Genomic DNA, 12,274 nt, shown 5'->3' with positions numbered 1-12,274 from the left:
GTCACCGGAGGGCGGGGCCGCGCGGTGACGGAGCGCACTGTCACACTTGCAGGGCAGTTCTGCCGAGGTGATCCGGGGGCGCCGTGCACGATCTGCTCAGTTCGGTGCAGAGCCTGCCGCCGTGGCTGATCTACGTGGTGGCGGCGCTGGTCGTGGCCGCCGAGACGGCGTTGATCATCGGGCTGGTCGCGCCCGGTGAGGCGACCCTGCTCCTGGTGGGCTTCCTCACATACACCGGTACGTTGCGGCTCGGTCCGGCGCTGCTGGTGATGATCGCCGCCGCCGCGCTGGGGGACGCGCTGGCGTTCCGCGCCGGTCGGCGCTTCGGGCCTCGGCTGCGGGCCAGCAGGTGGGGCGCCCGGGTGGGGGCGGAGCGGTGGGCCCGCGCCGACGCGATGCTCGACCGGATGGGTGGGCGGGGTGTGCTGACCGCCCGCTGGGTGGCGTTCGCCCGCACGTTGGTGCCCCGGTTGGCCGGTGCGGCCGGGATGCGGTACCGCCGGTTCGCGCCGTGGAACCTGGCCGGGGTGATCACCTGGGTGGGTGCCTCGGTGCTCGTCGGGCATCTGGCGGGAGAGTCGTACGAGACGGTTTCCCGGCTGCTGGGCCGGGCCACCGGAGCGGTGCTGGTGCTGGTGGCCGCGCTTGTCGCGGTGGTGCTGGCCGGCCGGTGGCTGGGTCGCAACCCCGATCCGGCACGGGCGTTGCTGACCAGGGCGGCCCGGTTGCCGCCGCTGCGGTGGCTGTCGGCCCGCTACGGGCTGCTGTTCTTCCTGCTGAGTCTGCGCCTCGGTCCGGCGTGGGCGTTGCTGGCGAACCTGGCGGCCGGGGTGGTGCTGCTGTTCGCGGTGGCGCTGGTGATCGCGTGGACCCTGCGTGCGGTGGTCCGGCACAGCGGGTTGTCCCTGGTCGACGGGGTGATCGCGAGCTGGTTCGCCGCTCGGCGGACGCCCGACGCGGTGGAGGCGACCCAGGCGGCGGTGTCGCTGCTGCGGGGCTCGTCGCTGATCGTGATGGTGGCGGTGGTGGCGCTGGTGCAGGCCTGGCGGCACCGACCGTGGCGGGCGGATCTGCTCAGCGTGGTCGGCACGGTAGGTGCCTTCGTGCCGCTCGTGGTGCTGGCGGCGGTGGCCGACCTGGCGGCCGGTGAGCGGGTGGTGCTGTTCTCCACCCAGAACGTGGTGGTGACCGCGAGCCTGTGCACGTTGGCGTGGCTGCTGTCGCGGGGCGCACGGTGGCCGGTGGCGGTGGCCGCGTGGACCGTGGCGGCGGCGGGTGTGGTCACCATCGGCGGGGCGCGGTTGTACCTGGGCCTGAGCACGGCCAGCGGCACCGTCGGCGCGGTGCTGCTCGGCGCCGCCTGGACAGCTGTGTTCATGGTCGCCTGGGCGACCCGGGACCGTGCGGTGGCCGGCGGTGGCTCGACCGGTCGATGAGGCCGTGCTCCGGGCGGTCGGCGGCTGTCGCGTGTGCGGCGGGCGGTGATCCGGGGGCGGGCCGGCGGCTGTCTCGCGGGGCCACGCGCAGCGCTGGGTAGCTGTTAGTGTGCGGCGGGTTCGTCACCGGCCGGAAGGGGTCGACATGGGGCGCGGGGGCGCACGGTGGGGCGTCGCGGTGGTCGCCGCGATGCTGCTGCTGACCGGCGGTGGATGTGCCACTGTGGACACTCCCGCGGCGGAGGTGCCGGCACCTGTGGCGCTTCCCGAGGAGGCGCCGGACGCTGCGGGGGAGCCCAGCGGATCGACGGTGCCGCAGGAGACGCCGTCGGCGGTGGAGTCGATGGGGGCCGCGCCGAAGGCCACCCCCAGCGCCAGCGCGTCGCCGTCGGCGACGAAGCGGAGCCCGAAGCCGAAGCGCACCACGGCCACCGCTCCCCGGGCGGTGCCGAAACCGCCGACGGAGACGAAGGTTCCGCCCGCTCCGCCGAAGCCGGCGCCCAGCAGTTGCGAGCCCAGCTACAAGGGTGATCAGGCCAGCCGCGCCCAGGCCAAGGCGGCGCTGACCGAGGCGGCCGGGCGGACGTACTGGCCGACGTCGGCGCCGGACATCAGTATCCCGTTGAGCCTGATCAAGGCGACCGCCTGGCAGGAGAGCGGCTGGCAGTCCAACATCGTGGCCTGCGACGGGGGCATCGGCCTGATGCAGGTGATGCCGGACACCGCGACCTGGATGAACCAGCGCTTCGGGCAGAGCTACGACGTGTGGGACCACCGGGACAACGCCTACCTCGGCGGCACCTACCTGGCCTGGCTGACCAAGTACATCGGCGACATGTACTTCGACGCCGACTACCGGCTCGACGCCGACCTGTGCACCTCCGAGCTGAACTCGTGCCTGTTGAACGCGGTAATCGCCGCGTACAACTACGGCCACGGGGCGGTGGCCCGGGAGGGACAGCCACTGACTGTCCCGAACCCGAGCTACGTGCGCAACGTCCGGGCGCTGATGTCGGAGTGTGTCTGCCTCGGGTTCTGATCGACTGTGACCCGGCCGGGCCACCAGAAGCGTTCCCCGAGCAGGAACGCCAGGGCCGGGACGACGACCGTACGGACCAGCAGGGTGTCCAGCAGCACGCCGAGGCAGACGATGATCCCGATCTGGGTCAGGGTGATCAGCGGCAGCACGCCGAGGACGGCGAAGACGGCGGCCAGCAGGATGCCGGCGCTGGTGATGACACCGCCGGTGACCCGTAGCGCGGAGAGCATGCCCTGTCGGGTGCCGACGGCGCGGGCGTCCTCGCGGGCGCGGGTGACCAGGAAGATGTTGTAGTCCACGCCGAGCGCCACCAGGAAGACGAAGGCGAGCAGCGGCACCGTGGTGTCCAGTGCGGGGAAGCCGAGCACGTGGTCGAAGAGCAGCCAGGCGCCGCCGAGGCTGGCGAAGTAGGACGCGACGACGGTGACCACCAGCAGCACCGGGGCGAGCAGGCCGCGGAGCAGCAGGACCAGCACGGCGCCGACCAGCAGCAGGATCAGCGGCAGGATGACGCGTAGGTCCTCGGCGTCGGCCGCCGCCGCGTCGTACGTGCCGGCCACGGTGCCGCCGACGATGGCGCCGGTGGGGGTGTCCCCGCCGGCCGGGGCGGGCGGTGCGGAGCCCGGTACGGCGGCGACCGCGTCCCGCAGGGCTTCCAGCGTGCGGTCGGAGGCGGTGGTGCCGGGCTCGGCGTCGAGCACCACGTCGACCTGGGCGACTGTGGGGCCGGCGGTGCCGGGGCGGGCCGAGGCGACCCCGGGCACCTCGGCGGCGGCAGCGGCGACCGCCGGTACGGTGTCGGGTCGGGTCATCACCGCGACCGGCTGGGTGGTGCCGGCGGGAAAGGCGCGGGCAAGGGTCTGTGCCCCGGCGACCGCTTCGGGCTGCACCCGGAACTGCTCGGTCTCCGACAGCCCGGTCCGCAGGCCGAGGCCGCCGAGGGCGAGCGCGGCCAGCAGCAGCGCGGCCAGGGCCGCGACCGGCACCGGGCGGCGGATCACGGCGGCGCCGAGCCGGCCCCAGATCCGCCCCTCCCGAGCCTCGCTGCCGACGTGCGGTACGAACGGCCAGAACAGGCCGCGTCCGAGCAGCACCAGTGCGGCGGGCAGCACCAGCAGGGCCGACGCCATGGCCAGCAGGATGCCGGTGGCGCAGGCGACGGCGAGGGCCCGGTTGAGTTCCCGCTCGCTGAGCAGCAGGGTGAGCACGCCGAGCATGACGGTGCCACCGCTGGCGAGGATCGGTTCGGCGGTGCGACGCAGCGCGGCGCGCATGGCCGCGAAGCGGTCCTCCTCGCGGCGCAGTTCCTCCCGGTAGCGGGCGATCAGGAGCAGGGCGTAGTTGGTGGCGGCCCCGAAGACCAGGACGCTGGCGATGCCGGAGACGGCGCCGCCGGCGAAGTTGATGCCGACGGCGGGGATGACCGTGTCGAGGGCCCGCAGGGCGATCTGTTCGGTGGCGGCCACGACGGCCAGGGGCACCATCCACAGCAGTGGGCTGCGGTAGGTGACGAGCAGCAGCACCGCGACGACTGCGGCGGTGACGGCGAGCAGGGTGGTGTCGGCGCCGTCGAAGACCTTCGTGAGATCGGCGGTGAAGGCCGGGGGGCCGGTCACCTCGACGGTCAACTCGGCGGGGAGCGCCGTCAACGCCGTGCGGACCTCGGCCACCGTGGCGGCCACCGCCTCCTGGCCGCCCTCGGTGCTCAGCGGCACGGCGACCAACGCCACTGTGCCGTCGGGCGAGAGTTGCGGCGGCGCGACCTGACCGCCGGCGGTGAACCCGCTGAGGGCACCGGTGCCGGTGGCGACGGCGGTGCGGTCGCCGTCGGTGAGTGGCGCGCCGTCGTCGCGGGTCACCACCACGATCGCCGGTTGGACGTCGCTGGCCGGCAGTTCGTCCTGAAGTCGCTCGACCTGGGTGGATTGCCAGCGGTCGGACAGGCCGGTGGCGGAGACGGGTGCCGGGTTGTCAGGGACCGGCAGCCAGAAGACGGCCGCGCCCACGACGAGCGCCGCGAGGAGGGTGAACCAGGCGTTCAGGCGACGGCCCGCCACGCGGGAGAACACGGACATCAAGACCCCCAGCCAAAAGTATCTAGACAGCCGAGATTTTCGCCTATCAAGAAAGATGCTGCAACATCTCCCTCGTGGAGAATCTCGACGGACGAGACGAGGGTCTCACTCGGCTATGCTGCGAACCCGGGGAATCGGGAGGAAGCGGCGGGACGTGGCAGCTCACGGGATGTACCGTCGGCGCGACACGCGCCGGGACGTGTTGATCGCCGAGATCACGGCCGAGCTGCGGCGGTACGGCGTGGACGCCCAGCACGTCGGTCACGCCTTCGCCGGCCAGCACGGCCTCAACGCCACCGACCTGCAGGCACTTATCGCGGTGATGGACGCCGAACTGCTCGGCGACCCGATCACGCCGGGGCGGCTCGGCGAACACCTCGGCCTCTCCTCCGGCTCGGTCACCGCCCTGATCGACAGGCTGGAACGCGCCGGACATCTGCGCCGGGACCGGGACACCACGGACCGACGCAAGGTGCTGCTGCGCTACGCCCAACGGGGCGCCGAGCTGGCGATGGGCTTCTTCCGGCCGCTGGGCGAGCGCACCGACCGGGTGATGGCCGGCTTCCGCGACGACGAGCTTGAGGTGGTGTACCGGTTCATGACGGCGATGGGGGCCTCGCTGCGGGAGCACCGGGACGAGGTCCGTGCCGCCCGGACCGAGCCGAACCGACGTCGGGCGGAGTGAGTCGTGCTCGATCGCCTGGCGGCCGGACTCGCCGCCACCGCGCTGCGGCTGCCACCGGCGCGCACCCGACGAGTCACCGTGACCCGGGACATCGCGCTGCGGGTACGCGACGGGGTGATCCTGCGCACCGACCACTACGCGCCGGACCTGCCCGCCGCGCCCACCGTGCTGATCCGTACCCCGTACGGCCGGGCCGGACCGATGCGGCTGCTCTGCCGGCTCGCCGCCGAGCAGGGATTCCACGTGGTCATCCAGTCCTGCCGGGGCACCGGCGGCTCGGGCGGTGAGTTCGAGCCGTTCGTGCACGAGCGCGACGACGGTCTGGACACGCTCGACTGGCTGCGCCGGCAACCGTGGTGGACCGGCGCGTTCGGCATGTTCGGCGCCAGCTACCAGGGATTCGTGCAGTGGGCGCTCGCGGCGGACGCGGGCCCGCAACTGCGGGCGATGGTGGCGGTCGCCACCGCCTCGACCACCCGCGACTCCACCTACGCGGGGGAGTCCTTCGCCCTGGACACCGTGCTGACCTGGGCCGAGCTGCTACAGGCGCAGACCGTGCCCTGGCTGGCTCGTCAGTGGGAACTCAAGCGCGGCCAGCCGAGGCTCACCGCCGCCCTGGCCCACCTTCCGCTCATCGAAGCCGACCGGGTCGCCACCGGGGTGACAGTGCCGTTCTTCCAGGAGTGGCTGCGCCACCACACCCCGCAGGCCGACTACTGGCGCAGCCGGGTCTTCGACGACCGACTGCACCTGGTCAGCTCCCCGGTGGCGATGGTCAGCGGCTGGCACGACATCTTCCTGCCGGCCCAACTGCGCGACTACCAGGCGCTGCGGGCCACCGGTGCCCGCCCGCGCCTGGTGGTCGGGCCCTGGACACACGGCAGCCCCGGACTGTTCGTGGCCGCGTTGCGCGAGGGGCTGCGCTGGCTCGACAGCCACCTCTGCGACGACCCGGCCGGTGACGAGCGGGCGGCCGGTGCCACCCCACGGCCCGAGCCGGTGGACGAGGCGCCCGTGCGGGTGCACGTCGGTGGGGCCGGCGGTGGCTGGCGTGACCTGCCCGACTGGCCGCCACCGGCCGACGCCACCCGCTGGTACCTGCACCCGGGGGCGGCCCTGCGCACGTCGGACCCGGTGCCGTCGGCGCCCGACGGATTCTGGTACGACCCGGCCGACCCGACGCCTTCGCTCGGCGGTCCACTGCTTGTGGCCCAGCGGGCCGGACCGTTCGACAACCGCCCGGTCGAGGCCCGCCCCGACGTGGTGACCTGGACCAGTGAGCCGCTGGCGGCCGGGATCGAGGTGGTCGGGCCGGTCCGCGCCCAGATCCACCTGCGCAGTGAGCTGACCCACCTGGACGTCTTCGTGCGACTGTGCGACGTGGACCGTCGGGGGCGTTCGTGGAACATCTGCGACGGCCTGGTCCGGGTCGATCCGCAGCGGTTCCCCGCCGACCACGACGGCGCCGTCGTGGTACCTGTCGAGATGTGGCCCACCGCCCACCGCTTCGCCCCCGGGCACCGACTGCGGCTACAGGTCTCCGGCGGCGCTCATCCCCGTTACGCGCGCAACCCCGGCACCGGTGAGCCACTCGGCGCGGCTGTAACACTGCGTGGTGGATTCCGGGAGATCATGCACGATCCGGATCATCCGTCCGCAGTGGTCCTACCGGTTGTCCACTCTGCCTCTCAGCCTTCTCCAAGCTGAATCAAAGCGCCTCTGAGCTGGGCATACGCTGGTAAGCCGAGCTATCGTGGTGATACGCCCGGCGCCGTGCACCCGATTGGCCGGGCCCGCCTGTGAGCCTCTTCGCCGCGTACGCGGTGTCACTGTCGTGCCTGGCCCCTGACGATCAGCGAAGGGGGATCCATGACGCGGGCACCGGCAAATCTTCTCGCCGTTCGTAGTCTGCTGCTTGAGCATCTCAACCGTGACCCCAACCGCAGTCGCGACGAGGATCTCGAACCCAACGAGGTCGGCATCGTCGGCGACGTCAACCACCGAGGGGGCTACCACTGCGGGTCGGACCGGGTCGTCGCCAACGACTACTCGGTGGTCGAGTCGCCCCGCGACCGCAACGGCCTGACCCTCGACGCCGCCGCCCTGGACGTGGGGATGTTCCAGGTCAACTCCGGCGGCCGTACCCACAACCTGGTCACGTTCTCGACCTGGTGCGTGGCGCAGTGCGTGGCCAACGCCCCGGACACCCGGGACATCCGCGAGATCATCTACTCACCGGACGGCACAGTGGTCCGGCGCTGGGACCGGCTCGGTCGTCGCAGCACCGGCGACCGGTCCCACCTGTGGCACACCCATTTCAGTTTCTTCAGGGACTCGATCAAGGCCAACCGCGACCAGCGACCCCTGTTCCGCCGCTACCTGACCACCATCGGACTGCTCAGGTCCGAGGAGGGGGAGAACGACATGACACCCGAGGAGCACAACTGGCTCAGGACCGTTCACCGCAACCTCACAGTCCTGGACGGGCGCAACCCGATCGGGCAGACCTACACCCGGATGTCGATGGGCGAGGACCACACGGACCCCGCCTTCCGGGTCGCCCATCCGACACTGCGCAGCATCGGCGCCCAGCTCACCGCGCTGCAGAGCACTGTGGAGTCGCTTGTGAACCGGGACTTCACCGATGAGCAGGCGATCGTCGCCGGAGTGCTGGCCGGCCTCTCCCCGCAGGAGATAGCCGCGGCGATCCCGCCCACCGTGGCCGAACAGGTCGTCAGTGAGTTGAGTCGGCGGCTGGCGGCCTGAGACGACGGACCGACGAGTGGCGGCCGGCTACCGGCCGCCACTCGTCGCCGTGCGTTCAGCCCCGAGGGACCGTACGAGTCAGAGCGGACGGACGTTGTCCGCCTGCGGGCCCTTCTGGCCCTGGGTCACGTCGAACTCGACCTTCTGGCCCTCGGTCAGCTCGCGGTAGCCGCCGGACTGGATGGCCGAGTAGTGGACGAAGACGTCGGGTCCTCCGCCGTCCTGCTCGATGAAACCGAAGCCCTTTTCGGAGTTGAACCACTTCACGGTGCCGGTTGCCATGCGTACTCTCTCCCTGTTCCATGCGGGCGACCCCTGGCTTCCGCGCCGGTGATCGCCCAATACCTTCCCGACAGTAACCGGTGAATAGCGTATTTGCCGGCCGAAGCGCCTCAGGCGGTGCGGCGGATGCGCGCCGGGGGCGGCCAGGATCAGGGTTCACCCTCAGGGGCGCCGCCGGGAGGATGGGGAGGAAACCCGATTCCCACGGTGGCGGCCAGGTCCTAGCGTACGAGGCATGGCGGACCAGTTGGCTCAGGTCGGAGAGCTCCCCGTGGTCGTGCTGATGGCGGTGCTCGGGGTGGTCATGCTCTTCGACGCGGTGCCGCTGTTCGGGGTGCTCGTGCCCGGCGACGTGGCGGTGCTCGCCGCCGTGGCGGTCGGTAGCCCCACCACCGGGTTGGCGACCTTCGTCGCCGTGGTCACCGGATGCCTCACCGGTTGGTCGCTGAGCTTCCTGGTCGGCCGGCGGTGGGGTGACCGACTGCGGCACAGCCGTTTCGGCGGCTGGGTCGGCGAGACGCGGTGGACGGCGGCGGAGGCGATCCTGCGCCGCGACGGTGGCCGGCTGGTACTGATCGCGCCCTTCCTGCCGGTGTTCAACGCGTTGCTGCCGCTCGCCGCGGGCGGGCTGCACATGTCGTACCGACGGTTTCTCGGGTTCGCGGCGCTCGGGGCGGCCGGCTGGGCGGGCCTCTACCTGGTGGTGGGCACCGCGTCGCGGACACTGGCCGGGCTGCTGCCGGCCGGAGCGAGTCCGCTGCTGGTGACCATGCTCGGCGGACTGCTGCTGGCGGCACTGGTGCTGCTGGGCACCCGGCGGCGGCTGCGCGCGGTCACCCGCTGAATCGCGGGTGGCTGTCGGACCTGTCGGGCAGGATCAGGACATCACCGCACCGACCCGGGAGGAACCCTGCCGTGAGCACCGCACCGCAGCTCATCCGTCGCTACTTCGCGCTCGCCGGTGAACCCGACAGCGATGCCTACTTCGCGCTCTTCGCCCCCGACGCGGTCGTCGAGGACGAGGGCCGGACCCACGAGGGCATCGCCGCGATCCGGGCATGGCGGCAGGAGGTGCCGCTGGTGTCGTACGAGATCACCGACGTGACGCAGACGCCGGAGGGGACGGTGGTCACCGCCACCATCACCGGCGACTTCCCCGGCAGCCCCCTCGCCGGTCTGCGGTACCGCTTCGAGGACTACGACGACAACCAGATCCGCCGACTGCGCATCGCTCCCTGACCGGCGCGGCGGTCACCAGCCGCGGGCGCGCCACTCGGCCAGGTGGGGGCGTTCCGCGCCGAGCGTCGAGTCCCGACCGTGCCCCGGGTAGAACCAGGTCTCGTCGGGCAGCCTGTCGAACAGCTTGTGCTCGACATCGTCGATGAGGGCGGCGAACCGCTGCGGATCCCGGTCGGTGTTTCCTACTCCACCCGGGAAAAGGCTGTCACCGGTGAAGAGGTGCGGCACGCCACCGGGGTCGCGGTAGAGCAGCGCCACCGAGCCCGGGGTGTGGCCCCGGAGGTGGATGACCTCCAGAGCGCAGTGGCCGACCGGCACGACGTCGCCGTCGGTGAGGGGCTGCGCCTCGATCGGCAGCCCGTCCGCGTCGTCGGCGTGTACCAGCGCGCGGGCCCCGGTCTTGGCCACCACCTCTTCCAGGCCCACCCAGTGGTCCATGTGCTGATGGGTGGTCACCACCGTGGCGAGCCCCGCGTCGCCGATCAGCTCCAGCAGGCGCGGCGCCTCGTTCGCGGCGTCGATGAGCACCTGCTCGCCGGTGTCGGCACAGCGCAGCAGGTACGCGTTGTTGTCCATCGGACCGACCGACACCTTGGTGATGGTCAGCTTGTCGAGTTCGCGTACCGCCGGCGGGCCGCCGGGCGTGACTTCTCCGCTGTAGGTCATGGCTCCTAGATCCATTCGGGCGGGCGGGGCAACTGCCCGTCGGGGGTGACGGTCAGCGTGGTGCCAGGGTCCCGACCGGTCAGCCACGCGGCGAGGTCGGCCGCGGCACCGGCGATGACCGGCGCCTGGGCCCGGTCACCGAGCACCAGTTCGTGGCTGCTGCCGTCGAAGCGCAGCACCATCGCCGGTGCGTCGTCGCGATCGGCGAAGCCGCTTGTCACCTCGTGCAGCAGTCGGTGACCGAAGGCCGGTGACCAGTCCGTGGGCCGGTACCCGGCCGCCAGGTCGACGTGGTGGACCTCCAGCTCCCGCAGCCGACCCCAGACCAGCATGGCGGCCGGCCAGGAGCCGTTGCGGGTCTCGACGGTGGCACCCCACGCGGGCGCCGGCATCGCGGCGACGGCCTCGGCGAACCGGTCCGCACTGCGCCGCAGGTCGTCCAGCTGTTCCTCGGCGGTACGCGTGGCACCCGCCTCGATGTCGGCGGTCCGGGCCGCGGCGCTGGCGTACATCGGGATCCGCTCGCCGGTGCGTGCCGAGGTGAGCAGGTTGACGAAGCCGTCGGCGTTGCGGCAGACGTGGGCCAGCACGTGCCCTCGGCTCCACCCCGGCAGCAGGGACGGCGCCGCGAGGTCGGCGGCGTCGAAGGAGGCCGCCGTCCGCAGCAGGCGGGCCGTGGCGTCGTCCACGTCGCCGGTCAGCAGCAGCGGATCCATCGTCACGTTGCTGACCCTAGCGGGCCCGTGTCTACCGCGTCGCCGGGGAATTCACTTCCGGTGCGGCGTGGTCCGACCTACCGTCTGTGCCAGCGACTTCCTCGACCCGGGGCGCGGACGCCTCGCCTGCTGCGGCGCGGTCCGGTGACCATCGAGGGAGGTCGAGCAGGTTCGCGCGCGGCGCCGGAGCGGAGGAGGTGGTGGTCATGCCGGTCACCGCACCCGTGGATCACCCGCACCGACCCTGAACGAGGAGCCATGACCATCACGTTGACCGCCCTGGGCTGGGACACCGACCGGGCGGCGTACCTGCGACGTATCCGTACCGACAAGCGTCCCGGCCGGGTGGCCCGCGTCGACCGCGGCGTCTGCACCGTGCTCACCGAGGACGGCCCGGTGCGCGCCTCGACTGGCGGAGCCGTACTGGCCGCTGCCGTCGGTGACGCCACCCGGCTGCCCGGCGTCGGCGACTGGGTGCTGCTGTGCGCCTGGCCCGACGGGCGGGTGACGGTGGAGGCGGTGCTGCCGCGGCGTACCGCGTTGATCAGGCGCACCGCCGGCAAGGACGCCAGTGGTCAACTGCTGGCCGCCAACCTTGATGTGGCCGCGGTGGTGGAGCCGGTGCATCCGGCGCCGGACGCCGCCCGCATCGAACGGCTGCTCTCCCTGGTGCACGAGTCGGGTGCCCGGCCGCTGGTGGTGCTGACCAAGACCGACCTGGCGGCCGATCCGGCGGCGGTGGCGCGGCAACTCTCGGCCCTCGCGCCCGGCGTGCCGGTGCTGCCGGTGAGCGCCGAGCGCGGCACCGGACTGGCGCCGCTGCGCGCCGAGGTCGGCCCCGGCCGCACCCTCGGGCTGCTCGGACCCTCCGGTGCCGGCAAGTCGAGCCTGGTCAACGCGCTCGTGTCGGCGGTGGTGATGCCCACCCAGGCGATTCGTCGGGTCGATGGCAAGGGTCGGCACACCACCACCTGGCGGGCGCTGGTGCCGCTGCCCGGCGGGGGTGCCGTGGTGGACACCCCCGGGGTGCGGGCCGTCGGCCTGCTCGACGGCTCGACCGGGCTCGACCGTGCCTTCGCCGACATCGCCGAACTGGCCGCCGACTGCCGGTACGGCGACTGCGGACACGAGGCCGAACCGGGTTGCGCGGTGCGGGCGGCGCGGGATTCCGGGGCGTTGACCGCCCGCCGCTGGGAAAGCTGGCGCCGGCTGCAACGGGAGATCGCCCACGAGACCCGCCGCCACGCCACCCGCCCCACCCGCACGGCACGCGCCCCCCGCCGCACCCCCCACCCCCACTGACCCACCCCACCCACCCCACCCCCACCCCCACCCTCCCTCCCGGTTCGCGATCATGCAGTTGTGGTGGG

General features: G+C 72.5%; 12 protein-coding genes. 8 read left to right on the top strand and 4 right to left on the bottom strand.

Annotated elements, in window-relative coordinates; genetic code table 11:
* The first annotated feature begins 83 nt into the window (after positions 1-83).
* Positions 84-1,436: a DedA family protein gene (locus Van01_RS28120; protein WP_204013891.1), complete on the top strand. Its 1,353-nt coding sequence runs from the start codon at positions 84-86 to the stop codon at positions 1,434-1,436.
* Positions 1,437-1,581: 145 nt separating this feature from the next.
* A complete protein-coding gene (locus Van01_RS28115; protein WP_204013889.1) occupies positions 1,582-2,475 on the top strand; it encodes a transglycosylase SLT domain-containing protein in 894 nt (297 codons plus the stop codon).
* Here the strand turns inward: Van01_RS28115 and Van01_RS28110 are convergent.
* Positions 2,421-4,550: an MMPL family transporter gene (locus Van01_RS28110; protein ID WP_204013887.1), complete on the bottom strand. Its 2,130-nt coding sequence runs from the start codon at positions 4,548-4,550 to the stop codon at positions 2,421-2,423. The genes Van01_RS28115 and Van01_RS28110 overlap by 55 nt on opposite strands.
* A gap of 169 nt (positions 4,551-4,719) precedes the next feature.
* On the opposite strand from Van01_RS28110, the gene Van01_RS28105 reads away from it, so the two are divergent.
* From Van01_RS28105 to Van01_RS28095, 3 genes are all read left to right on the top strand, one after another.
* Positions 4,720-5,235 (top strand): MarR family winged helix-turn-helix transcriptional regulator, encoded by a 516-nt coding sequence (locus Van01_RS28105; RefSeq protein WP_204013955.1) that lies wholly within the window; start codon positions 4,720-4,722, stop codon positions 5,233-5,235.
* A 3-nt stretch (positions 5,236-5,238) separates the two neighbouring features.
* Positions 5,239-6,942: a CocE/NonD family hydrolase gene (locus Van01_RS28100; RefSeq protein ID WP_204013885.1), complete on the top strand. Its 1,704-nt coding sequence runs from the start codon at positions 5,239-5,241 to the stop codon at positions 6,940-6,942.
* A gap of 162 nt (positions 6,943-7,104) precedes the next feature.
* Positions 7,105-8,001 carry a hypothetical protein gene (locus tag Van01_RS28095; RefSeq protein WP_204013882.1) on the top strand — a complete coding sequence of 299 codons (897 nt, stop codon included), beginning with the start codon at positions 7,105-7,107 and terminating at the stop codon, positions 7,999-8,001.
* A gap of 78 nt (positions 8,002-8,079) precedes the next feature.
* On the opposite strand, the gene Van01_RS28090 is transcribed toward Van01_RS28095, so the two are convergent.
* Positions 8,080-8,283 (bottom strand): cold-shock protein, encoded by a 204-nt coding sequence (locus tag Van01_RS28090; protein ID WP_093401468.1) that lies wholly within the window; start codon positions 8,281-8,283, stop codon positions 8,080-8,082.
* Between the two features lie 235 nt (positions 8,284-8,518).
* Here Van01_RS28090 and Van01_RS28085 point away from each other — a divergent pair, with 235 nt between their 5' ends.
* Both Van01_RS28085 and Van01_RS28080 read left to right on the top strand, forming a co-directional pair.
* On the top strand, positions 8,519-9,127 hold the full coding sequence (locus Van01_RS28085) for a DedA family protein (protein ID WP_204013879.1): 609 nt from the start codon (positions 8,519-8,521) through the stop codon (positions 9,125-9,127).
* Between the two features lie 71 nt (positions 9,128-9,198).
* Positions 9,199-9,522: a nuclear transport factor 2 family protein gene (locus Van01_RS28080; RefSeq protein WP_239093158.1), complete on the top strand. Its 324-nt coding sequence runs from the start codon at positions 9,199-9,201 to the stop codon at positions 9,520-9,522.
* Positions 9,523-9,534: 12 nt separating this feature from the next.
* Here the strand turns inward: Van01_RS28080 and Van01_RS28075 are convergent, their stop codons facing one another.
* Entirely contained in the window at positions 9,535-10,188 is a 654-nt protein-coding gene (locus Van01_RS28075; RefSeq protein ID WP_204013876.1) for an MBL fold metallo-hydrolase, read from the bottom strand.
* 5 nt (positions 10,189-10,193) lie between these two features.
* Positions 10,194-10,910, bottom strand: coding sequence for a maleylpyruvate isomerase family mycothiol-dependent enzyme (locus Van01_RS28070; protein ID WP_204013873.1), 717 nt, complete (start codon positions 10,908-10,910; stop codon positions 10,194-10,196).
* Between the two features lie 252 nt (positions 10,911-11,162).
* Here Van01_RS28070 and rsgA point away from each other — a divergent pair, with 252 nt between their 5' ends.
* Positions 11,163-12,206: a ribosome small subunit-dependent GTPase A gene (gene rsgA, locus Van01_RS28065; protein ID WP_204013870.1), complete on the top strand. Its 1,044-nt coding sequence runs from the start codon at positions 11,163-11,165 to the stop codon at positions 12,204-12,206.
* Positions 12,207-12,274 lie beyond the last annotated feature (68 nt).

The sequence above is a fragment of the Micromonospora andamanensis genome (assembly GCF_016863495.1).
Taxonomy (GTDB): Bacteria; Actinomycetota; Actinomycetes; order Mycobacteriales; family Micromonosporaceae; genus Micromonospora; species Micromonospora andamanensis.
Note: the sequence above shows the minus strand (reverse complement) of the source record. Positions and strands in the feature narration are given on the sequence as shown.

What these genes read in the sequence shown, in the direction of transcription:
- Van01_RS28115 (WP_204013889.1), top strand. Translation starts at nt 1,582, where the DNA reads ATGGGGCGCGGGGGCGCACGGTGGGGCGTCGCGGTGGTCGCCGCGATG.
- Van01_RS28110 (WP_204013887.1), bottom strand. Translation starts at nt 4,550, where the DNA reads ATGTCCGTGTTCTCCCGCGTGGCGGGCCGTCGCCTGAACGCCTGGTTC.
- Van01_RS28105 (WP_204013955.1), top strand. Translation starts at nt 4,720, where the DNA reads ATGTACCGTCGGCGCGACACGCGCCGGGACGTGTTGATCGCCGAGATC.
- Van01_RS28095 (WP_204013882.1), top strand. Translation starts at nt 7,105, where the DNA reads ATGACGCGGGCACCGGCAAATCTTCTCGCCGTTCGTAGTCTGCTGCTT.
- Van01_RS28090 (WP_093401468.1), bottom strand. Translation starts at nt 8,283, where the DNA reads ATGGCAACCGGCACCGTGAAGTGGTTCAACTCCGAAAAGGGCTTCGGT.
- Van01_RS28085 (WP_204013879.1), top strand. Translation starts at nt 8,519, where the DNA reads ATGGCGGACCAGTTGGCTCAGGTCGGAGAGCTCCCCGTGGTCGTGCTG.
- Van01_RS28075 (WP_204013876.1), bottom strand. Translation starts at nt 10,188, where the DNA reads ATGACCTACAGCGGAGAAGTCACGCCCGGCGGCCCGCCGGCGGTACGC.
- rsgA (WP_204013870.1), top strand. Translation starts at nt 11,163, where the DNA reads ATGACCATCACGTTGACCGCCCTGGGCTGGGACACCGACCGGGCGGCG.